The organism is Ruegeria sp. ABD4_443, assembly GCF_056160865.1.
In genome coordinates, this window is sequence record NZ_JBSWYA010000009.1 from 17,939 (window position 1) to 40,490 (window position 22,552).

22 protein-coding genes are annotated in these 22,552 nt (G+C 60.5%); 12 read left to right on the top strand and 10 right to left on the bottom strand.

The window, feature by feature from the left end; translation table 11 throughout:
• The first annotated feature begins 112 nt into the window (after positions 1-112).
• The 12 genes from ACXAG8_RS15645 to ACXAG8_RS15700 all read left to right on the top strand — a co-directional run bounded on the left by ACXAG8_RS15645 (position 113) and on the right by ACXAG8_RS15700 (position 12,558).
• Positions 113-1,129, top strand: coding sequence for a DNA-directed RNA polymerase subunit alpha (locus ACXAG8_RS15645; RefSeq protein ID WP_475228335.1), 1,017 nt, complete (start codon positions 113-115; stop codon positions 1,127-1,129).
• A 162-nt stretch (positions 1,130-1,291) separates the two neighbouring features.
• Positions 1,292-1,717 (top strand): 50S ribosomal protein L17, encoded by a 426-nt coding sequence (gene rplQ, locus ACXAG8_RS15650; RefSeq protein WP_475228340.1) that lies wholly within the window; start codon positions 1,292-1,294, stop codon positions 1,715-1,717.
• 97 nt (positions 1,718-1,814) lie between these two features.
• Positions 1,815-2,426, top strand: coding sequence for a YitT family protein (locus tag ACXAG8_RS15655; protein ID WP_475228343.1), 612 nt, complete (start codon positions 1,815-1,817; stop codon positions 2,424-2,426).
• Between the two features lie 59 nt (positions 2,427-2,485).
• Entirely contained in the window at positions 2,486-3,874 is a 1,389-nt protein-coding gene (locus ACXAG8_RS15660; protein ID WP_475228346.1) for a trypsin-like peptidase domain-containing protein, read from the top strand.
• Positions 3,875-3,878: 4 nt separating this feature from the next.
• Entirely contained in the window at positions 3,879-5,192 is a 1,314-nt protein-coding gene (locus tag ACXAG8_RS15665) for a replication-associated recombination protein A (RefSeq protein ID WP_475228352.1), read from the top strand.
• Positions 5,193-5,357: 165 nt separating this feature from the next.
• A complete protein-coding gene (locus ACXAG8_RS15670; RefSeq protein ID WP_475228357.1) occupies positions 5,358-6,401 on the top strand; it encodes an RluA family pseudouridine synthase in 1,044 nt (347 codons plus the stop codon).
• Positions 6,398-7,078: an HAD-IA family hydrolase gene (locus tag ACXAG8_RS15675; RefSeq protein WP_475228361.1), complete on the top strand. Its 681-nt coding sequence runs from the start codon at positions 6,398-6,400 to the stop codon at positions 7,076-7,078. The genes ACXAG8_RS15670 and ACXAG8_RS15675 overlap by 4 nt, the downstream gene beginning before the upstream one ends.
• Entirely contained in the window at positions 7,075-7,782 is a 708-nt protein-coding gene (locus ACXAG8_RS15680) for an ATP12 family chaperone protein (RefSeq protein WP_475228364.1), read from the top strand. Before ACXAG8_RS15675 ends, ACXAG8_RS15680 begins: the two co-directional genes overlap by 4 nt.
• 203 nt (positions 7,783-7,985) lie before the next feature.
• On the top strand, positions 7,986-9,002 hold the full coding sequence (locus ACXAG8_RS15685) for an amino acid ABC transporter substrate-binding protein (protein WP_475228367.1): 1,017 nt from the start codon (positions 7,986-7,988) through the stop codon (positions 9,000-9,002).
• Between the two features lie 126 nt (positions 9,003-9,128).
• Positions 9,129-10,397, top strand: coding sequence for an amino acid ABC transporter permease (locus ACXAG8_RS15690; RefSeq protein ID WP_475228370.1), 1,269 nt, complete (start codon positions 9,129-9,131; stop codon positions 10,395-10,397).
• 1 nt (position 10,398) lies between these two features.
• Positions 10,399-11,754, top strand: a complete 1,356-nt coding sequence (locus ACXAG8_RS15695; RefSeq protein ID WP_475228374.1) for an amino acid ABC transporter permease — start codon at positions 10,399-10,401, stop codon at positions 11,752-11,754.
• Between the two features lie 12 nt (positions 11,755-11,766).
• The gene (locus ACXAG8_RS15700; protein ID WP_475228381.1) at positions 11,767-12,558 is read left to right on the top strand and encodes an amino acid ABC transporter ATP-binding protein; all 792 of its coding nucleotides are present in this window, start codon (positions 11,767-11,769) and stop codon (positions 12,556-12,558) included.
• A 45-nt stretch (positions 12,559-12,603) separates the two neighbouring features.
• On the opposite strand, the gene ACXAG8_RS15705 is transcribed toward ACXAG8_RS15700, so the two are convergent.
• The 10 genes from ACXAG8_RS15705 to ttcA form a co-directional block, all read right to left on the bottom strand.
• Positions 12,604-13,101 carry a SixA phosphatase family protein gene (locus tag ACXAG8_RS15705; RefSeq protein ID WP_475228388.1) on the bottom strand — a complete coding sequence of 166 codons (498 nt, stop codon included), beginning with the start codon at positions 13,099-13,101 and terminating at the stop codon, positions 12,604-12,606.
• A complete protein-coding gene (locus ACXAG8_RS15710; protein WP_475228393.1) occupies positions 13,098-13,784 on the bottom strand; it encodes a ferredoxin in 687 nt (228 codons plus the stop codon). The genes ACXAG8_RS15705 and ACXAG8_RS15710 overlap by 4 nt, the downstream gene beginning before the upstream one ends.
• A gap of 22 nt (positions 13,785-13,806) precedes the next feature.
• On the bottom strand, positions 13,807-14,670 hold the full coding sequence (gene argB / locus ACXAG8_RS15715; protein ID WP_475228400.1) for an acetylglutamate kinase: 864 nt from the start codon (positions 14,668-14,670) through the stop codon (positions 13,807-13,809).
• Positions 14,671-14,772: 102 nt separating this feature from the next.
• Positions 14,773-16,176, bottom strand: a complete 1,404-nt coding sequence (locus ACXAG8_RS15720) for a PepSY-associated TM helix domain-containing protein (RefSeq protein WP_475228405.1) — start codon at positions 16,174-16,176, stop codon at positions 14,773-14,775.
• A gap of 66 nt (positions 16,177-16,242) precedes the next feature.
• Positions 16,243-16,611, bottom strand: a complete 369-nt coding sequence (locus tag ACXAG8_RS15725; protein ID WP_475228412.1) for a DUF2946 family protein — start codon at positions 16,609-16,611, stop codon at positions 16,243-16,245.
• On the bottom strand, positions 16,608-17,261 hold the full coding sequence (yihA, locus tag ACXAG8_RS15730; RefSeq protein ID WP_475228417.1) for a ribosome biogenesis GTP-binding protein YihA/YsxC: 654 nt from the start codon (positions 17,259-17,261) through the stop codon (positions 16,608-16,610). Before yihA ends, ACXAG8_RS15725 begins: the two co-directional genes overlap by 4 nt.
• A complete protein-coding gene (locus tag ACXAG8_RS15735) occupies positions 17,258-17,995 on the bottom strand; it encodes an MOSC domain-containing protein (protein WP_475228423.1) in 738 nt (245 codons plus the stop codon). The genes yihA and ACXAG8_RS15735 overlap by 4 nt, the downstream gene beginning before the upstream one ends.
• Positions 17,992-19,815, bottom strand: a complete 1,824-nt coding sequence (gene yidC / locus ACXAG8_RS15740) for a membrane protein insertase YidC (protein WP_475228430.1) — start codon at positions 19,813-19,815, stop codon at positions 17,992-17,994. The genes ACXAG8_RS15735 and yidC overlap by 4 nt, the downstream gene beginning before the upstream one ends.
• A 125-nt stretch (positions 19,816-19,940) precedes the next feature.
• Positions 19,941-21,434 (bottom strand): EAL domain-containing protein, encoded by a 1,494-nt coding sequence (locus ACXAG8_RS15745; protein ID WP_475228433.1) that lies wholly within the window; start codon positions 21,432-21,434, stop codon positions 19,941-19,943.
• 117 nt (positions 21,435-21,551) lie between these two features.
• On the bottom strand, positions 21,552-22,445 hold the full coding sequence (gene ttcA / locus ACXAG8_RS15750) for a tRNA 2-thiocytidine(32) synthetase TtcA (RefSeq protein ID WP_475228439.1): 894 nt from the start codon (positions 22,443-22,445) through the stop codon (positions 21,552-21,554).
• Positions 22,446-22,552 lie beyond the last annotated feature (107 nt).

Genomic DNA, 22,552 nt, shown 5'->3' on the forward strand with positions numbered 1-22,552 from the left:
GAATTTGAATTGAGCTGGGGCTGTGTTTCTGCACGGCCCCAGCACGTCATTTTGAACCTCGGGCGTCTGCACCTTGTTGGTCATGGGGCGCGGACAGGAATGGAGGGATTACATGATCCACAAGAATTGGGCAGAATTGATCAAACCGACCCAGCTTGACGGCAAGCCGGGCAATGATCCTGCGCGTCAGGCCACCCTGGTCGCCGAGCCGCTGGAACGTGGTTTTGGTCTGACCCTGGGCAACGCGCTGCGCCGCGTATTGATGAGCTCGCTGCAAGGCGCGGCCATCACCAGCGTCCAGATCGACAACGTCCTGCACGAGTTCAGCTCGGTCGCGGGCGTGCGTGAAGACGTCACCGACATCATCCTGAACCTCAAGCAGGTTGCCCTGCGCATGGAAGTCGAAGGCCCCAAGCGCCTGTCGATCAATGCCAAAGGCCCCGCAGTTGTCACCGCAGGCGACATCAGCGACAGCGCCGGCATCGAGGTTCTGAACCGCGATCACGTCATCTGCCACCTGGACGATGGCGCCGACCTGTTCATGGAACTGACCGTCAACACCGGCAAAGGGTATGTTTCGGCTGAAAAGAACAAGCCCGAAGACGCCCCCATCGGCCTGATCCCGATCGATGCGATCTATTCGCCGGTCAAAAAGGTTGCCTATGACGTTCAGCCGACCCGTGAAGGTCAGGTTCTGGACTATGACAAGCTGACCCTGAAGATCGAAACCGACGGTTCGATCACGCCCGAGGACGCACTGGCCTTTGCCGCACGCATCCTGCAGGATCAGCTGTCGATCTTCGTCAATTTCGACGAGCCGGAATCGGCTGGCCGCCAGGACGAAGACGATGGTCTGGAGTTCAACCCGCTGCTGCTGAAGAAAGTCGACGAGCTGGAGCTGTCGGTGCGTTCGGCAAACTGCCTCAAGAACGACAACATCGTCTATATCGGCGACCTGATCCAGAAAACCGAAGCCGAGATGCTGCGCACCCCGAACTTCGGCCGCAAGTCGCTGAACGAGATCAAGGAAGTGCTGTCCGGCATGGGTCTGCACCTCGGCATGGATGTCGAGGACTGGCCGCCCGACAACATCGAAGATCTGGCGAAGAAATTCGAAGACGCCTTTTAAGCCGATGCCGGGCGAACGCCCGGTTTCCGGTTTGTACAACACGGACGCTCCGCCAATTGCGGGGCGTACAACACCAAAGACCCGGGCAATCCCGCCCCAAGGAGAGCCGGTGACACGCATCGCCGGCCAGACAAAGCAAAACGCGAAAGAAGGATTAAGAAAATGCGTCACGCACGTGGTTACCGCCGCCTGAACCGTACTCATGAGCACCGCAAGGCTCTGTTTGCAAACATGGCAGGCTCGCTCATCGAACATGAGCAAATCAAAACAACTCTGCCCAAGGCAAAAGAACTGCGCCCGATCATCGAAAAGCTGGTCACCTTGGGCAAGCGCGGCGACCTGCACGCCCGCCGTCAGGCCGCATCGCAGCTGAAAGAAGACAAAGACGTCGCCAAGCTGTTCGAAGTTCTGGGCCCCCGCTACGCCGAGCGTCAGGGCGGTTATGTCCGCATCCTGAAAGCAGGCTTCCGTTATGGCGACATGGCCCCGATGGCGATCATCGAATTCGTTGACCGTGACATCGACGCCAAAGGCGCAGCCGACAAGGCCCGCGTCGCCGCCGAAGAAGACGCGGCAGACGAAGAGTAATCAGCCCAAATGTGCTGAACCCGAACCCCCGCCCGAAACGGCGGGGGTTTTTTGTTTCTGCAAGACCTGAATAACGGAGACCCAAGTGAACCTTCGCATGTCCATTTTTGACGTCCAGGGATTGGCTTTTGGCATCGTGATGACCAGCCTCAGCGTCGTATTTTTGAAGGCGGCCGGGTTGGTGACCGGACAGACCGCGGGCATTGCGTTGCTGCTGTCCTATGTTCTGCCGCTAAGCTTTGGGGCATTGTTCTTTCTGATCGGGATTCCCTTTCTGATCCTGGCCTGGGTCAAACGCGGCCCGGTTTTTGCGATCCGCACGATCATTGCCGTCGTGGGCATTTCCCTTGTGTCGCAGCTTTTGGGCAAGATCGTGCTCTTTGACCGCCTGGATGCACCGATTGCGGCCATTCTGGGTGGGGCCACCAGCGGCATGGGGCTGATCGCGATATTCCGGCATAATGCGTCGGCCGGTGGAATGACCATTCTGGGCATCATTTTGGAACATAAAACCGGTTTCAAGGCGGGGTGGTTCCAGCTTTCGGTTGATGCCGCGGTGTTTCTGGCCGCCGCTTTTGTTCTAAGCCCGGCCCAGCTGTTCTATTCGTTCCTTGGGGCGATCATCACCAACCTGGCCATCGTCTGGAATTTCGACGTGGCGCAAAGCAAGACCGGGCGCCCCGGCTATGGCCGCGCCGCGAACGAGTAGCACGGCTTGCAAATTGCACGTCATGCGGACATATCAAAACTCCAATGCATGAGGGTGTCATGATCCGCACAGTTGTTCTTTGCTTGTCATTCGTGCTTGTCGCCAATTCCACGGCGGCGGAAACAAAGGTGCCGCAGTCACCTGCGGAAATCTCGCTTGGGTTTGCGCCGGTTGTCGAAAAGTCCGCCCCCGCAGTGGTGAACATCTATGCCAAGATCGTCCGTCAGGGGCGGGCAAACCCGTTTTTCTCGGACCCGTTCTTTCGGGATTTCTTTGGCGGTGGGTTTGGCGCGCCACAACCGCGGGTGCAGAATTCGCTAGGGTCGGGGGTAATCCTGACATCGGACGGCTATGTGGTGTCGAACTACCATGTGGTCGGCTCGGCGACCGAGATTCGCGTGGTCACCACCGACCGCCGAGAGTATTCGGCCGAGGTCGTGTTGGGCGACGAGGAAAGCGATATCGCGATCCTGCGCCTGGACGCGGCCGATGACCTGCCGTTTCTGAAAATGCGCGATTCCGACCTTGTCGCGGTTGGTGAACTGGCCTTGGCCATCGGCAACCCGTTCGGAGTGGGGCAAACCGTGTCTTCGGGCATTATTTCCGGTCTGGCCCGAACCGGAACCGCGACCGGAAACGCCCGCGGGTATTTCATTCAGACGGACGCCCCGATCAATCCGGGCAACTCAGGCGGCGCGCTGATTGACGTCAATGGCGATCTTATCGGCATCAATACCTCGATCCTGACCCGATCGGGCGGCTCGAACGGTATTGGATTTGCCATACCCGCCAACCTGGTGGCCGCCTTCCTGCAACAGGCACAAACAGGAAATGACAGTTTCGTCAGCCCCTGGGCCGGTATGGCCGGCCAACACATGAGCGCGGATATCGCCGAATCCCTGGGGCTGGTGCTGCCGTTGGGCGTCGTTGTGTCCGACCTGCACAAGCTCAGCCCGCTGACAGATGCGGGGGTAAAGGTCGGCGACATCATCACCCATGTGGACGGCAAAGAGGTGAATTCGCCTGCGGAAATGAAGTTTCGCATGGCCATTGCCGGGGTCGGCGGGACATCGGTTCTGACATTGCTGCGCGGGGATGACCAGCCCGAGGTCACGATTGACCTGGTCCGCGCGCCGGAAACGCCTGCCGCCGAAGAAACGACGTTGGATGACGAAACCGCCTTTCCCGGCCTGACCGTGGCGCGCGTGAATCCGGCCCTCATCGCGCGGCTGAGCCTGTTGTTGTCACAGACGGGCGTGGTCGTGGTGGACCCCGGCCCCTATGGCGGCCGCTCGGGGTTGCGCGTGGGTGATGTCCTGCAATCCATCAACGGGCAGAGTGTCGACAGGCCGCGTGACGCGGTGCGCGCGCTGACCGACCCGGGGCGGCGCGTGCAACTGGATATTCTGCGCGGGGGAAAACCCGCGTCGTTGCGGTTCCGGCTGTAAACCCATGGCTGACCTTTTTGACACCGGTTCCGGCGATGAACCTCAGGCGCATCCACATCGCCCCCTGGCCGACCGGCTGCGCCCCCAGACCCTGTCTGAGGTTATCGGCCAGGAACAGGTCCTGGGGCCGGATGCCCCGCTGGGCGTAATGCTGGCCTCGGGCAGCCTGTCCAGCCTGATCTTCTGGGGGCCGCCCGGTGTCGGCAAAACGACCATCGCGCGTTTGCTGGCGCGGGAAACCGATCTGCATTTCGTGCAGATCAGCGCCATTTTCACCGGTGTGCCCGACCTGAAAAAAGTGTTCGAGGCCGCCAAGCTGCGGCGCCAGACCGGCAAGGGCACGCTGTTATTCGTCGACGAAATACACAGGTTCAACAAGGCGCAGCAGGACGGGTTCCTGCCGCATATGGAAGACGGCACGATCCTTCTGGTGGGGGCGACGACGGAAAACCCCTCGTTTGAACTGAACGCCGCTGTCCTGAGCCGGGCGCAGGTTCTGGTGCTGGAAAGGCTTGGCCTTGCCGATCTTGAACACCTGACCCAGCGCGCCGAAAAGGAACTGGACCGGGCCTTGCCCCTGACGCCGCCCGCGCGGGATGCTCTGCACGAGATGGCGGATGGCGACGGGCGGGCGCTGTTGAACCTGATCGAACAGGTTGCCGCGTGGTCGGTTGATGGCCCCCTGGACCCCGACGCGCTTGCCACGCGCCTGATGCGACGCGCGGCGAAATACGACAAGTCGGGCGACGAACATTACAACCTGATTTCGGCCTTGCACAAATCCGTTCGCGGCTCGGACCCGGATGCGGCGCTGTATTGGTTTGCGCGGATGCTGACAGGCGGCGAAGACCCGCGTTATTTGGCGCGGCGGATCACGCGCATGGCGGTCGAAGATATCGGCCTGGCCGACCCGCAGGCGCAATCGGTCTGCCTGCAGGCGTGGGAAACCTATGAACGGCTTGGATCGCCCGAAGGCGAATTGGCCCTGGCGCAGGCGCTGGTCTATTTGGCGCTGGCGCCGAAATCCAATGGCGTTTACGTCGGTTACAAGGCCGCGATGAGGCTGGCCAAGCAGTCGGGCAGCGAACCGCCGCCGAAACACATTCTGAACGCGCCGACATCGCTGATGAAAGATCAGGGCTATGGCGCGGGCTATGCCTATGATCACGACGCCGAAGACGGGTTCTCGGGGCAGAACTATTTCCCGGACGACATGAAGCGGTCGGTGTTGTACCAGCCGGTCGAACGGGGGTTCGAGCGCGAGTTGAAAAAGCGGCTGGATTATTTCGCCAAGCTCAGGGCGCAGCGCAACGGGTGACGCGACCGGGCGTTCATGCCCCCGCAAAGTGCCGACGAGGCCGGGCCAGCTGTTCCTGCTGGCTTGACTCTTTGGGTGCGGCGCGCGACAGACGCGCATGTTTTCTTGGACACCATCAAACAGGCAGCCCAAGCGGGAAAACCGCGTGGGCCGGGGGAAATCGACATGAGCGGCGTACAGATGATTTCTGTGGCAGAGGGCGATGGCGATCAGCGGCTGGACCGGTGGTTGCGGCGCCTGTTCCCGCATGTCAGCCAGGGCCGGATCGAAAAGATGTGCCGCAAGGGTGAGCTGCGGGTTGATGGCGGGCGGGTCAAGGCCTCGACCCGGATCGAGGCGGGCCAGACGGTGCGTATTCCTCCGTTGCCCAATGCCGATCACAAACCCGCCGAGGTGCAGCGCCAGGTGTCGGATGCGGATGCAAAGATGATCCAGTCCTGTGTCATCTACCGCGACGATCATGTTCTGGCGCTGAACAAGCCACAGGGGTTGCCGGTTCAGGGCGGCAGCGGCCAGACGCGGCATGTCGACAGCCTGTCCCAGGCACTGAGGTTCGGATATGACGAAAACCCGCGCCTTGTACATCGTCTGGACAAGGATACCTCGGGCGTTCTGCTGATGGCGCGCACACGGGACGCGGCCAAGGGGCTGACGGCGGCCTTCCGCCACCGGAATACGCGCAAGATATACTGGGCGCTGGTTGCGGGTGTCCCGACCCCCTATCTTGGTGAAATCAAGACCGGGCTGGTCAAGGCTCCGGGTCACGGCAAGCAGGGTGAAGGCGAAAAAATGGTCGCCATGCACCTGAGCGAGGTCGATGGCACCCCCGGGGCCAAGCGGGCCCATACCCTGTATGCAACGCTGTACCGTGTGGCGGGCCGGGCATCCTGGGTCGCGATGGAGCCGATTACCGGCCGCACGCATCAGTTGCGGGCGCATATGGCGGCGATCGGCCACCCGATCATCGGCGACGGCAAATACGGCGGATCCGGCCAGGAAAACCTGGGCGACGGGTGGGGCGCACAGCTGGGTGGCGTGATCAGCAAGAAATTGCACCTGCATGCGCGGCGGCTGTCCTTTGAACACCCGGTCACGCATAAGACGGTCACGGTCATTGCACCCTTGCCGGACCACATGAAACAAAGCTGGGACACCTTCGGCTGGACCGAAGACCTTGCCGCCGATGACCCGTTCGAGGCCCTGCAATGACAAAGCCGCTGCGGCTGGTCGTGTTTGACGTCGACGGAACGCTGGTGGACAGCCAGGCAAGCATCGTTGACGCCATGACCGCCAGCTTTAGCGCCTGCGCGGTGCCTGTTCCTGAACGTTCCGCGATCTTGTCCATCGTTGGCTTGTCGCTTTCGGTCGCGATTGCCCGGCTGGTCCCGGATCAGCCTGCGGCCATGCAACACAAGCTGGTCGAGAATTACAAACAGGCCTATCACGCCCAGAGGCTGGAACAGGGTGCGGCGGGGTCTCAGCTGTTTCCGGGCGCGCTTGATGTTATCAAGAACCTGCATGCCGTGCCCGAAATCTTGCTGGGCGTGGCAACGGGCAAGTCGCAGCGCGGGCTGGATGCGCTGTTCGAAACGCACGGCCTGGACACCTATTTCGTGACCCGCCAGGTGGCTGACCATCATCCGTCGAAACCGCATCCGTCGATGATTTCCGCCGCGCTTGGGGAAACCGGTGTCGAGGCACAGCATTGCGCCATGATCGGCGACACCAGTTTTGATATGGAAATGGCGCAGGCGGCCCGCGTGGCCGGGATCGGCGTGTCCTGGGGGTATCATGACCGCCCCGCATTGCGGCAGGCGGCCCGTGTGATCGACAGTTTCGACCAGCTGCCGGGCGCGCTGGCGGATATTTGGGACAAAGAGATATGAGTGACTGGAAACCGAAACGCTTTTGGAAAACGAGCACGGTGGTCGAAACCGATGGTGGATACACCGTCGAGCTGGACGCGCGGCGTGTCAAAACCCCGGCCAAGGCAGCGTTGATCCTGCCGACCATCGAAATGGCGCAGGCCGTTGCCGAGGAATGGGATGCGCAAGACAAGGTGGTCGATCCGGCCACCATGCCATTTACCCGCTCGGCCAATGCAGCGATCGACAAGGTGGCGATCCAGCACGCCGAGGTCGCGGATATGCTGGCGGACTACGGCGATTCGGACCTGTTGTGTTATCGCGCCACCCATCCCCAGGCCCTTGTGACCCGACAGGCACAGGCCTGGGATCCGTTGCTGGCGCAAGCCGCAGATGCGCTTGGGGCACGGCTGTCGCCAGTGGCGGGCGTGTTGCACAAACCGCAACCTGCCGAGGCGGTCGCAACGCTCAGGCATCGTGTTCATGAATTGGGCGCGTTCCAGCTGGCGGCGTTTCACGATCTGGTCAGCCTGTCGGGATCGCTGATCCTGGGGTTTGCTGCGGCTCAGGGCTGGCGCGACGCCGACGAAATCTGGCAAATCTCGCGTCTGGATGAGGTCTGGCAAGCCGAACAATGGGGCGATGACGAAGAAGCGATGCAAGCCGCAGAAGTCAAACGAAGCGCCTTTCTGCATGCCAAGCGGTTCTATGACATGTCCGTTTGAGACTTGCGCTCAGGAAATGGCCGACTTTGCCTTTTCACGGCCTGCAACCTATCGAATTCGCTGATCCGACCCTTGACGTTTGTTTATGATTGCGACCAAACTTGTCGGCACTAAAGGGGAGATACCTTTGGGTAACCTTTCCGGCACGAAACTGCCGGGTACAACCGTTCTCGAAGAGGACGGGAAATCAGGAAGAGGTAAAAATGAAAAAATCCGTAATCTTGGGCGTTGCAACGATTGCCGGTCTGGCAGCCGGTGCCGCTGCGGCGGGGACCGTTGACGATGTCAAAGCACGCGGCAAGCTGAACTGTGGCGTCGCCACCGGCGTGCCTGGTTTTGCCAGCCCCGACGCCAATGGTGAATGGCAGGGCTTTGACGTCGCTGTCTGCCGCGCCGTGGCTGCTGCCGTATTGGACGATCCAAGCGCTGTTGAGTTTATTCCCACCACCGGCAAGACCCGCTTTACCGCGCTTGCCTCGGGTGAGATCGACATGCTGGCCCGTAACACCACCTGGACTTTCAGCCGCGACGTGGACCTGAAGTTCGAATTTGTCGGCATCAACTACTATGACGGGCAGGGCTTCATGGTTCCCAAGGCCCTGGGCGTAAGCTCGGCCAAGGAACTGGACGGCGCGACCGTTTGTATCCAGACCGGCACCACGACCGAGCTCAACCTGGCGGATTTCTTCCGCATCAACAACATGAGCTACGAGCCGGTTCCGATCGAAACCAACGCCGAAGCGCAGCAGCAGTACCTGGCTGGCGCATGTGACGTCTACACCACCGACGCCTCGGGCCTGGCCGCAACCCGCGCCACGTTCGAAAACGCAGGCGATCATGTGATCCTGCCGGAAATCATCTCGAAAGAGCCGCTGGGCCCGCTGGTCCGTCACGGCGACCATGAATGGGGTGATGTTGTCCGCTGGACCCTGAACGCGCTGATCGCAGCCGAGGAAATGGGTGTCACTTCTGCCAATATCGACGAAATGTCGGCCGGCACGGACAACCCCGAAGTGAACCGCCTGCTGGGCAGCGAAGGCACCCTAGGCGAGATGCTGGGTCTGGACGCGACCTGGGCGCAGCGCGCCATCAAGGCGGGCGGCAACTATGGTGAGGTCTTTGCCAAGAACATCGGCGAAGAAACCCCGATCGGTCTGGCACGCGGCCTGAACGCGCAGTGGACCGATGGCGGCCTGCTGTATTCGCCGCCCTTCCGCTAAAATCTACGGAAAAGGGCGCGGGGGAACCCGCGCCCTTTTTCCTTTAAGAAAACCACACCCGAATGGATTGAGCAGAGATCAACTCTGCCGAGATAACATCGGGATTTACGGGGATATATCTAGGTCATGACGACTCTCACTGACCCGCCAAAGGAGCAGTTCCGGCTGTCTATGCTCCTTTACGATACGCGGTATCGATCAGCGACCATCCAGGTCATCGCATTGATCGGTTTCATGCTTCTGGCAGCCTGGATCATCACGAACACCATTCAAAACCTCGAAGCGCTGGGCAAACCGGTCGAGTTCGGCTTTTTTGCCGAACCGGCAAGCTATGATATCAACCAGCGGCTTTTGGAATACGACTCGCGCGATAGTCATCTGCGCGCAGCCTTCATCGGCCTGCTGAACACGCTGGTCGTGGCGGTTCTGGGCTGTATCACGGCCACGATTATTGGCGTTTTTGTCGGGGTCCTTCGCCTGTCCAACAACTGGTTGGTTGCGCGGATCATGACCGTTTACGTCGAAATGTTCCGGAACGTGCCCGTCCTGCTGTGGATCGTTCTGGCCATGGCCATCCTGATCGAAAGCCTGCCTGCACCGCGCGCCTTCCGGGGGGAAGACCCCGAAGCGACGATGAAGCTGTTCGACTCGGTCGCTGTGACCAATCGCGGGGTATATGTCCCCGAGTTCCTGTTTTCGCGCAGTCTGGGCGACATTCACTTTTTCGGCACGTCCAGCTTGCGGTTTGATGTTTCTCTGGACCTGATCGCGGTGCTGGTGGTGCTGGGCGGCAGCATTTTCGCCATGCGCAAGGTCTCTGCCTGGGCGACGGCTGCGCAGGAATCGACCGGCGATCGGCCGACCATCTGGCACATCAATCTGGCCATTCTCTTTGTGCCGATGATCATCCTGCTGGGCGCTTTGGGGTTCCATCTTGGCTACCCCGAGCTGAAGGGGTTCAACTTCACCGGCGGCACGCATATGCGCAACTCGCTGATCGCGCTTTGGCTGGCCCTGTCGCTGTACACGGCGGCGTTCATCGCCGAGATCGTGCGCGCGGGCATCATGGCCATTTCGAAAGGCCAGACCGAGGCCGCATCCGCCCTGGGCCTGCGTCCGGGCCGCACCATGCGGTTGGTGATCCTGCCACAGGCGTTGCGGGTTATCATCCCGCCGATGATCTCGAACTATCTGAACCTGACCAAGAACTCGTCGCTGGCGATTGCGGTCGGATATATGGACATCACGGGGACCCTTGGCGGCATCACCATGAACCAGACCGGCCGCGAGCTGGAATGTGTTCTGCTGCTGATGCTGGTCTACCTGGCCATCTCGCTGAGCATTTCGGCGGTGATGAACTGGTACAACAACCGTGTCAAACTGGTGGAGCGGTAATATGAGTGATGTTTCATTTGTCCGCACGGAAATGTTGCCGGAACAGGCACCACCCGCGTCAGAAGTGGGCATATTGGGCTGGATCAGGCACAATCTGTTCTCAAGCTGGTTGAACTCGATCCTGACCCTGATCTCGCTTTTCTTCATCTACTATGTGCTGTCGAACATCCTGGCATGGACGTTCGAATCCGTTTGGAACGCCAATTCCCTGTCGGAATGCCGCGAGATCATGATGGCCACCTGGGGCGACACCCACGGCCATGCGTGCTGGGGTGTGATCAAGGACCGGTGGCTGCAATTGCTGTACGGTTTCTATCCGCCTTATCCGGCGCATCCGGATGCCACATGGTCGAACCCGCCTGAAACCGGCAGCTGGCCCGCCTATTTCAGGCCGAACCTGACCTTTGTCCTGTTGCTTGTGGCAATTGCGCCGGTCTTGTTCCCCAAGGCACCGCGTAAGTTGCTGTATGTTACGGCGGCCTATCCCTTTCTGCTGCCTTGGCTGATGTGGGGCGGGTCCGTCTGGGGGCCACTGATGGTCGCTGCTGGGTTCGCCATCGGGTACATCGTGTACAAGCTGGTGATTTCCGCAGCGGGTTCATTGACGGCGCTGATTCTGGCGATTGTTGTCCCGCTTCTCTGGTGGTTGTTTGCCGCAGGTCCGGTGGCTGGCGTGATCAATTCAGCAATCCCGCTTGGTATCGAACCGGTTCAAAGCCGCGATTTTGGGGGCTTTATGCTGGCGATCCTGCTGGGCGTGGTCGCCATCGGTGTCTCGTTGCCGATCGGTATCGTGCTGGCGCTGGGCCGTCAGTCCGACCTGCTGATCGTCAAATACCTGTGCGTGGGCTTTATCGAGTTCATCCGGGGCGTGCCGCTGATCACTTTGCTGTTCGTGGCGTCGCTGCTGCTGAACCTGTTCCTGCCGCCGGGCACCAATTTTGACATCATCCTGCGGGTGATGATCATGATGACCCTGTTCTCGGCCGCCTATATGGCCGAGGTGATCCGGGGCGGTCTGGCAGCCCTGCCAAGGGGCCAGTACGAAGGGGCCGACAGTCTGGGCCTGAATTACTGGCAGGCGCAGCGGCTGATCATCATGCCGCAGGCGCTGAAAATCTCGATTCCGGGCATTGTCAGCACGTTTATCGGCATCTTCAAGGATACCACGCTGGTCTCGATCATCGGTCTGTTCGACGTGATCGGCCTGACCAATGGCATCCGCGCCGATACCGCCTGGAACGGCGTCTACTGGGAACTGTTTGCCTTTATCGGCGTGCTGTTCTTCGTCGTCTGCTTTTCCATGTCCCGTTATTCCATGTACCTGGAGCGCAAGCTTCAGACTGGCCACCGTTAAGGAGTTCAACACATGTCTGAACTTGCAATTGACCGCGAAATCGACCGCTCGAAAATGCAGGTGAGCGACGAGGTCGCCATCGAAATCACCAACATGAACAAGTGGTACGGGTCCTTTCACGTTCTGCGCGACATCAACCTGACCGTCAATCAGGGCGAGCGGATCGTGATCGCGGGGCCTTCTGGTTCCGGTAAGTCGACCCTGATCCGCTGCCTGAATGCGCTGGAGGAACATCAGCAGGGCAGGATCGTGGTGGACGGGACCGAGCTGTCCAACGACCTCAAGAACATCGACAAGATCCGGTCCGAGGTTGGCATGGTGTTCCAGCACTTCAACCTGTTTCCGCATCTGACCATTCTGGAGAACTGCACGCTGGCCCCGATCTGGGTGCGCAAGACGCCCAAGAAAGAGGCCGAAGAGCGTGCGATGCATTTCCTGGAAAAGGTGAAGATCCCGGATCAGGCGCTGAAATATCCCGGCCAGCTTTCGGGTGGTCAGCAGCAGCGTGTGGCGATTGCCCGCTCGCTGTGCATGATGCCGCGGATCATGTTGTTTGATGAACCGACATCGGCGCTGGACCCTGAGATGATCAAAGAGGTGCTGGACACCATGATCGAACTGGCCGAGGAAGGCATGACCATGCTGTGTGTGACGCACGAAATGGGTTTTGCCCGTCAGGTCGCCAACCGCGTGATCTTTATGGATGCCGGTCAGGTTGTTGAACAGAACGAACCTGAAGAGTTCTTCAACAACCCACAAAGCGAACGCACCAAGCTGTTCCTCAGCCAGATCCTGGGGCACTGAACCCAAATCAAAGCTGCGAAAAGGCGGGGCCGGTCCCCGCCTTTTTTATTGGGGCAATTCGCGCGGGATGACAAAACCCAGCACATCGCCGCTGTGCCGGGCGATCTCTGACCAATCCTCGATATCAAAGCGGATCACGGTTGTTGCGCAGGTCGGATAGTCGCGGAACCGGGCGTGGTCCGGTGGTTTTCGCACGATACGGTTGGCAAAGGCCGCGATACCGGGGTTATGCCCCAGCATCAGGACGGTTTGCCCTGTCGCCCCGGTCAGTTCGGTCAGCATCCTGTCCGGATCAGCAAGGTAAAGCCCGCGGTCAAAGCGGAGCTTGGCGGCCTGCAAGCCCATTCGGTCCCAGGTCTCGCGGGTTCGCGTCGCGTCCGAGCTTAGAACTTCGTCCGGCAACCAGCCGTTTCCCCGCAGCCAGGCGGCAATTGCCGGGGCAGAGCTGCGCCCCCGGTTGTTCAGGGGCCGTGCGTGATCGCCAAGCACAAGGCTGTTCCAGCTGGATTTCGCGTGGCGGGTCAGGATCAGGGTTCTCGTCATGACGGTTGAAACGCTTTCATGTGGTGGGCAGATTGTTCAGCTGTCCGCCCCGCACCGGTGCTGAGCGGGCAGGACAGGCGCGCCAGGCAGCCTTGGGTCATGCAGTCCTGACCCGCGCGGGTTGACAGGTGGTCGTGACAGGAACCGACGTCATAAAGCCCCTGGCTGTTCAGCGCGCCGACGGGGCAGGTCCGGGCACAAGGCGCCGCGCACGTCGTACAAGGCGATTGCCCCGCACCCTTCGGAACGGCGAATTCCTGCGGGAAATGCAACGCGCCACGGAATGAGATCATCATGCCCACCGTATCGTGCACCAACGCGCCGACCGGGCTGCTGAATGTGCGACCGGATTTAAGGGCCCAATCAATGAAGGGCACATAGGGCGGGCCGCCAAAGGGGAAATACGCCTTTGCGCCCAGATAAAGGGCCATGTGCCCGATCACGCGGGATGACCATCGGTCCACCGGATCGTCACCACCCCATTCGGGCGAGGATTTCAGAACAGGCCAGAAATCCCGGCCCGCGCCCAACAGGACAAGGGTGCCCGCGGTCAGAAGTTTGGCATCCTTGCTGCGCGGATGCAGGGCACCCATGATCATCAGCCCGGCATTCCGGGCCTCGGTTTCGACGCGGTCATAGTCTGGCGCGGATGTTTCAGCAGAGGTCCGCGAAGGTTGTGCCATGTTGCCTCTGCGCGTCATCGCCTTAGTCCGGTCTGATCAGGGACCCGGCACCATGTTCGGTAAACAGTTCCAACAAAACTGCATTTGGCGCGCGGCCATCCAGAATGACCACGGCGCGAACACCGCTGTGCAGCGCATCCAGCGCGGTTTCGGTTTTGGGGATCATGCCGCCTGCGATGGTACCCTCGCGGGTCATCTCGCGGATCTGGCCAGCTTTCAGTTCGGTTACCACGTCGCCGGCGGCATTCTTGACGCCCGACACGTCGGTCAGCAGCAACAGGCGATCCGCCTTGAGCGCCGAGGCAATCGCCCCGGCAGCCGTGTCACCGTTCACGTTGAAGGTTTCGCCATCCCGACCGGCCCCCAGCGGCGCAATCACCGGAATGACATCATGGGCAAAAAGGTCGTGCAAAATCTTGGGGTTCATGTCGCCGGGCGTTCCGACAAACCCCAACGAGGAATCGGTCTGGTCACAGACCATCAGGTTTGCGTCCTTGCCGGACAAACCCACCGCGGTGCCGCCCTGTCCGTTGATGGCCGCTACTATGCGTTTGTTTACCAGACCGGACAGAACCATTTCGACTACCTCGACCGTGGCCTGGTCCGTGACGCGCTTGCCATTGACGAAATCGGACTTGATTTCCAGCTTGTCCAGCATCGCGTTGATCATCGGTCCGCCGCCATGGACGATCACGGGGTTCACCCCAACCTGGCGCATCAAGACGACGTCGCGGGCAAAGCTCTCCATCGCTTCGTCGCTGCCCATCGCGTGACCGCCCAGCTTGATGACGACGATTGCGCCATCATAACGCTGCAGATAAGGCAGGGCGCTGTTCAATGTTGCGGCTGTAGCAATCCAATCCCGGTTCATGTCTCGTTTCTTCATGTCTGACGTCCCTCTGGCGTACCGTGTTAGGACCTTTGGCCATCGCTGCCAAGACCGGATCACCAATGGGCCGCACCGATTGCGCGGTGCGGCCCGGATTGGTCAGCTCATCAACCGCTTCATGGCGGGCACGTTGCTGAGCAGAACGAGGTCAAGCACCAGAACGGCCAAAAGGGTCAGGCCGACCAGCGGAAAGGCCATCGCGGTGAACAGCCCGATCAATGTTGCGCCCTTCCACAGGGGCATTTCCGCAGGCATGGGCGGAGCGGCCAGCCTGCTGGCCCCCGCCGGGCGCCGTTTCACCCACATGATCACGCCAGAGATGCACACAAAGATGACCGACAGGCAGAACACAAGGTTCAGGACAAAGTTCCAAACGCCCATCAGCCCCATATGCAGCGGCACGCCAAGCGCCATCGCCTTGCCCATTGCCGAATAGTCCTGATAACGGACATCCGCCAAAATCCGGCCCGAAAACTGGTCGACGTGAACGGTGCGGTCGTTGACTGGGTCGGTTGAATCCCCGCTCATGCTGTCGCGGTTCAATGTCCATACCCCGGTTTCGCCACTGGGATAGGCCACCCGAAACCGCCCGGACATATCCAGCGCCGTACCAAGGGCTACGATCGCGTCGATATCGACGGCTGTGCCCGTGGGGACGCCCTGATGCCCGGCCAGAGACCCGGACGCGGGCATCGGGGTCTGTTCCAGCGCCCAGGGCACGTCGTTCTGATGGCCGTGGTTCATGCTGGCATGGGTTTCGTCGGACAGGGGTACGTTGTCCCATTTTTCCGCCGGAAAGCTGCTCCAGGCCTGAACGAACATGCCGCCCCAGACGCCAGTCCAGGACAGGCCGGAAATCAGGAAGACAATCATCAGCAGCGACATCCAGAAACCGGTTACTGCGTGCAGCGACTTCCACAAGGCCCGTCCCCGGGCCCGCAGATCAGGGATCAGCGCCGCAACGGTATTTCCGCGCGGCCACCACATGTAAAGGCCGGTGAACACCAGCAACAACCCAAGCCCGGCGGCAATTTCCAGAAGCCGGTCGCCGGTGGTCCCGATCAACAGGGTCGAGTGGATATTGTCCGCCAGATCGTACCAGCCATCGCGGCGGCTCCAGCTTGTCAGGACGTTGCCGGCATAGGGATCAACCGCAACCATGCGCTGCCCCGCGTCGGTCTTGATGCGGAACACGGTGGCCAGGTCATCGGCCTTTGGGCCAATCCATTCGACAACGGTGCCGGGAACCTGGGTCAGTGCGATCTCGGCCTGCTGCGACACCGGCAGGGCCGTGCCCTCGACCGCCACGGCGATCTTCTCGCCATCCCGACCGTCGACCTGGGTGATCAGCATCATCATCATACCGGTAACAGCCAGAATGATCAGAAAAGGGATCACGAAAATCCCGGCGTAAAAGTGCCATCGCCATGCGGCAAAATAGAATTTCTGCGCAGCCGTGCCGCGCGCAGGGGCGGACCCTGCGGGTTGGTCTATCGTATTCATTGTAAACTCCGGATTCAGTATTGGCCCGCGCGGTTGATGCGCAGGCGTGTTTCGTGAGGACGTGAATCAGGAGGTCAAAGGGGGCGCCCTTGCGTCATACCGGGCGTGAAACCCGGCGCTGCGATGGGTAAAATCACGCTGAGACCAGCGCGGTCGCATTGGGGCGGTCATGGGCAGGGCGTGCCCGACCACGGCAAGCAGCACATCCGATCCCAGACCGGCGAAGGGGCAGGCTGGCCGTTCATCCGCGTCGTTGTGCACCGGTTCGCCGGAACTTGGATCAATCCACTGTTCGACGGTCCCGTCGCCGGTACACAGCACCAAAAGGATCTTTCCGCCGCTACTGCTTGCAGGCATCCATCCTTGCGGGATGGTTCCGGACATCAACACGGCCAGAACCGCCAGTAGGCCCAGAATTTTGGTGCCCCAGGTCATTCAAGCCCGGCGATGATGGACCGCAGGGTTGGAATGCCGTCGCCCTTTTCAGACGATGTCAGAACGATCTCGGGAAAGGCGGCAGGGTGTTTGGACAGCGCGGCGCGCACCTGTTCCAGCACCTTTTCGCGGTCTTTTGCCTTGACCTTGTCCGCCTTGGTCAGAACGCATTGGAAGGTGACCGCGCTTGTATCCAAAAGCTTCATGATCTCGGCATCGACGGATTTTACCCCGTGCCGCGCATCGATCAACACAAAGGCCCGGCGCAATGTCTGACGGCCGCTCAGGTACCGTTTCAGAAGCTTTTGCCATTTTTCAACAACCGCCAGTGGGGCGTTGGCATAGCCATAGCCGGGCAGGTCGACCAGATACAGGTCTGGGCCTTGGGTGAAATAGTTGATCTCCTGCGTCCGACCCGGCGTGTTCGAAGCACGGGCCAAGCCCTTGGTTCCCGTCAATGCGTTGATCAGGCTGGATTTGCCGACGTTTGATCGCCCGGCAAAGCAGACTTCGATCCGGTCAGGCGCAGGCAGGCCATCCATCGCCACGACGCCTTTGACAAATTCCGATGGTCCGGCGAACAGTTTGCGCCCGGCCTCGGACGAGACTGCGTCAGGCTCTGCGGCCAGGGGGAAGGGAAGGCTGGTCATACCAATTGAACCTCGTCTCCGACGTTGATTGTCCCGCCCCGAAGCACCTCGGCATAAACGCCGAAATCCTGGTGGTCCCAATGGGCCAGGGCGCCCAGCGTATCTGCGTCGCGTTCTCCGGTTTCGGGGTTCGCGGTTGTGGCAAGACAGCGGGTGATGCGTTCCTTGACGCGCAGCACCGTCTGGCCAATCCGCAGGTCACGATTGATCCAATCGAATTCTTCCCACAGGGGAAACTCGTCGATCCAGAGGTTTCCGCGCCAGCGACAGGTGGACAGATCGCGCCCCAGCTTTTGCTCGACCGCGCGGTGCGAGGCGCGGTTGCACAGGCTGATGGACGGGAACGGGCTGTCGGTCATGCCGCGTCCGGGCACCCGGATGATGCGGGCCGAAGCGGCGCGGTCTGCTGGCATCAGCGGGCTGACCCAGTCCAGAAACGCATCCTGCTGCGTGTCGGGGTCAAAGCTGAGATCCGGGCGCTGCGGGTGGCTCAGGGTGACCTGTCCGCCCTCCATCCGGGCCGAAATAGCCATAAGTTGCGGCGCTTTGGCGCCGCGGCTGAAATTCGCGCAGGGAACCCAGCGCGTGCCGTCTGCCTTGGATGCCTCATGCGCGACGGCCCAAACGCGATCCCCGGGCATGGTCTGCCCGGGGGTCAAGGTTACATCATCAAGCCGCTCGCGCCCGTGGCTTTTGATCGGATGCCTCCAGATGTCGGTGATCGACCCGATCATTTGTCATCCGTTTTCGGGGTTTTCTTGAACCCGGATTTGATATTGCCAAACACATCCGGCGTGTATCCCTGGCTGCGCATGATCAGGTATTGCTGCGTGAACGTAATGGTGTTGTTCGCAATCCAGTACACGACCAGCCCGCTGGCAAAGCTGCCCAGCATGAACATGAATACCCAAGGCATCCAGGCAAAGATCATCGCCTGTGTCGCATCGGTGGGTGCCGGGTTCAGTTTCTGCTGCAGCCACATGGAAATACCCAGCAGCAGCGGCAGGATGCCGATAAAGATGGTGGCCATCAGCGATCCGGGTTCGGGGCCTGCCCAGGGAAGCCACCCGAAAAAGTTCATGATCGAGGTCGGATCAGGCGCGCTGAGGTCACGGAACGGTCCGAACCAGGGCGCTTGGCGCAGTTCGATGGTGACAAAGATCACCTTGTACAGCGAGAAAAAGATCGGGATCTGCATCAGGATCGGCAAACAGCCTGCGGCGGGGTTCACCTTTTCCTTCTTGTACAGCTCCATCATGCCCTGCTGCATCTTTTGCCGGTCGTCGCCAGCGGCCTCTTTCAGGGCCTCCATCTGCGGCTGCAACTCCTTCATCTTCGCCATCGAGACATAGGATTTGAAGGCCAGCGGGAACAGGATCGCCTTGATGATCAGGGTCAACCCGATAATCGACCAGCCCATGTTGCCGATCAGTGCGTTGATGTTGTGCAGCAGCCAGAAGATCGGCTTGGTCAGGAAGAAGAACCAGCCCCAGTCGATGCTGTCGATGAATTTCTGCACGCCTTCGGCCTGGTATTCACGAATGGTTTCCCATTCCTTGGCCCCGGCAAACAGGCGCGTCGTGACCTCGGCGTTTTCGCCCGGCGCGACTGTCAGGGTCGGCAGGACTGTTTCGGTCTGGTAAATCTTGCGCCGCGCGTCGTATTTGGCGGCTGCCTTGAAGGCCGAACCGGGTTCCGGGATCAGCGTTGTCATCCAGTAATGGTCGGTGAATCCGATCCAGCCATCCTGCTTGACCTGATAGACTTCGGCCTGCGCGCGTTCGTCGGGGTCGATATCCAGATCACGCACGTCGCCATAATCGACCTCGGACAGGGTGCCGTCGGCCATTCCGATGACGCCTTCGTGCAGGATGAAAAAGTTCTTCAGGCCCGGCAGGTCGCCGTCTTCACCGATGCCGTGGCGGGCAAGAATGCCATAAGGTGCCATGCCCACTTCGGACTGGGTGGCGTTTTCAACCGATTGCGTGACCGTGAACATATAGTCCTGGTCAACCGCAATCGTGCGGCGGAACGTCAGCCCGCTGCCATTGTCCCATGCCAGCGTGACCGGGCTGTCCACGCCCAGTGTTTCACCTTGTTCCACACGCCACATAGTGTTGGGGCCGGGGACATCTTCGGCAGCGACACCGGCGCCGGGGGCCCAGCCGTATAGTGCGTAATAGGCCGAATCCGATCCGACCGGCGCCAAAAGCTCGACAATCGGCGCGCCTTCTTCGATCGAGACTTTGTAGTCTTTCAAAAACAGCTCATCGATCCGACCACCGGACAGCGACAGGCTGCCGGACAGGCGGGGTGTGTCAATCTCGACCCGCGGGGCCTGCGCGTCGGGCAAGGCCTCTTCGGCCTCGGTCGTTGTCTCGGCAACGGTTCCGGTCGCGCTGGGGGTCTGGACGCCATCGTTCTCGGCTTCGGTGATTGCGGCCTGTTCCAGTGTTTCGGTCTGCTCGGGCGGCGGGAAAAGCACAAACCAAACAAGGATCACCAGAAAGCTGAGCGCGGTTGCGAGAATGAGATTCTTGTTTTGATCGTCCATCTGGGACAGCCACCTTGAGCAGTGAAAGACACCGGTGGGTTCAACAGAGTGCAGGCCCAAAGGTCAAGCGGAATCGCCCGCGAATTCACCCTGAAATGGCCGTGGATTGTACAAACTCTTCAGATTCAGCCGGCTCCGCGCCCGATTTCGGGGGTATCGTGCACTTTGCTTTTGTGCGCGGCAATCCAATCCAGAGTTTCCTCGAACGGCATTGGTCGCCCAATTCCAAACCCCTGGACATGGGTGCTGCCAAGTTGGGCCATCAAGGCGTGTTCACCCGGGGTTTCGACACCCTCGGCCAGAGATTCGACATTCAGACGTTCCGCCATGGTCAAAATGGCGCTGACAAGCTGTTGCTGGCTGGCGTCGCGGTCCGACCTGGCAACAAAGGTCCGGTCGATTTTGATCCGCGAGACATCGAACCGTTTGATTGCGGCGATCGAGGCATGGCCGGTGCCGAAATCATCCAGGTCGATACAACAGCCCAGCTGCGACAGCGCTGTGACGTTCCGGGTGATGATATCATCGGGCCGCCTTGAGAATACGGTTTCCAAAATCTCGACCGCAAGCCGGTCTGGGTTCAGGTCAAAGCTGTCAAGCTCCCACTTCAGGCGGTCGATCAGTCCCGGATCGCGCAATTCGTCTGACGAGAAGTTCACCCCCACCCGCGGGATATCTGCCCCGGCCAGGTCCCAGGCCTGCACGGCCTTGAAGGCGTGATGCCGTATTGCCTGACCCAATTGCCCCAGCAGGTTCGCCTGTTCGGCGAATGTCAAAAAGACTTGCGGCCCAAGAATGCCCTTGTCGGGATGGTCCCATCTGGCCAGGGCTTCAAACCCGGTGATCTGGCCGGTATCCGTTGAAATCTGAGGTTGGAACCAGGGACGGATCTGACCGCGGTGAAGGGCATCCTGAAACTCTTGCCGCAGGTTGGTGCGCACCAGGGACCTGCGCCGGATTTCACCCGAATAGGCCCTGATGGTCGATGGCCCGGCATTTTGCGCGTCCAGCAACGCGTCGGTTGCGGCGTCCAGCCAGTCCGAAGCGCTTGCGTTTGTCAGCGCCGTGTTCTGGCAAAACCCGATCGAGCAGGACGCATAGACCCCGGCTCCGTTCAGCAAGATAGGTTCTTCAACCGTTGCCTGGATGCGCCCGGCCATCTGGATACATGTCTCCAGGTCCAGCTGCAAAGAGGGTGCGAGCGCGATGTGGAACCTGCCTGTGCCCAGCTGTGTGACAATATCCTCTCTGCGGATCACGCCGAGGATGCGATTGCGGAACTGGTCTGCCAGAATATCGACCGCCAGTTGCCCGTGCTGATCCAGAACCTCGGCCATGTCATCCAGCGCCACGATGAAACAGGCGGTGTTTTTGCCGCTGCTTTCGGCGGATGCATTTATCCGGTCCAATTCAGCCAGGAAAACGTCGTTGGCTACCACACCTCTTGGATGTCCGGCATTTGCCTGTTCCCTGTCGGCCCAGTTCCCCGGACGCCTGGCCAGCGCAGATGCCAGCGGTACACCAAGTGCGGCGGCCACCAGGGCCTTTTCACCGCCCAGCCAGAATGCGGCCAGGCAGATGGCGGGCACAAAGGCAAGGACCTGGGGGCCCGCGAACATGGCGCGGACGGCGTTTTGGATACGTGCAATCGGAAATTTGTCTGGCATCGGCTACGGTTTTCTGTTTCGGGCGCGGTATGCGCACCTAAACCGTAGGGGACCAGTCTGAGTCAGTTGTTAACGCAGGCGGGGAATCCCGTCGGATTCGTCGTTTTTTTCGGGATCGTTCAGAACAAGACTACTAAAATCAAACAGGTTCTTGTCCAACAGATGCGAGGGGCGCGCATTTGTCAGCGCCCGGAACATCACCTGTCGCCGGCCGGGTGAATTGCGTTCCCACTGATCCAGTATCTGCTTGACCTGCTGGCGCTGCAACCCGTCCTGGCTGCCGCACAGATCGCAGGGAATAATCGGATAGCGCATGGCCTTCGCGAATTTCCCGCAATCGGCCTCGGCGACATGGGCCAGCGGGCGGAACACGAACAGGTCGCCTTCTTCGTTAACCAGTTTCGGTGGCATTGTCGCCAGCCGACCACCATGGAACAGGTTCATGAAAAACGTTTCCAGGATATCATCCCGGTGATGGCCCAGAACCACGGCCGAGCATCCTTCCTCGCGCGCGATCCGGTACAGGTTCCCGCGCCGCAGCCGCGAACACAGCGCGCAATAGGTGCGCCCTTGGGGAACCTTGTCCATCACGACCGAATAGGTGTCCTGATATTCGATCCGATGGGGAACCTCCATGCGTTCCAGGAATTCGGGCAGCACCGTGGCCGGAAATCCGGGTTGACCCTGGTCCAGGTTGCAGGCCAGAAGATCGACGGGCAACAGGCCGCGCCATTTCAGCTCATACAGAACGGCCAGCAGCGTGTAGCTGTCCTTGCCACCCGACAGGCAGACCAACCAGCGTGCGGGTTTGCCCGCCTTGTCGTGGTCTGATGGCTGCACCATGCCGTAATGTTCGATCGCTTCGCGGGTCTGACGCACAATGCGTTTGCGCAGCTTCTTGAACTCGGTGGTCGAGGGCGCACCGGCAAAAAGCGGATGGATATCGTCAGTGTCATCGAACATGCGCTGGCCCTAGCGTGTTTGGTTCGTCCGGGCAAGAGGGCGGGTCAGCCCAGGCGGGGTCAGCAAGGTGTCCGCCAGCGACCCGCGCCGCCGTCTGCAAAGGCAGG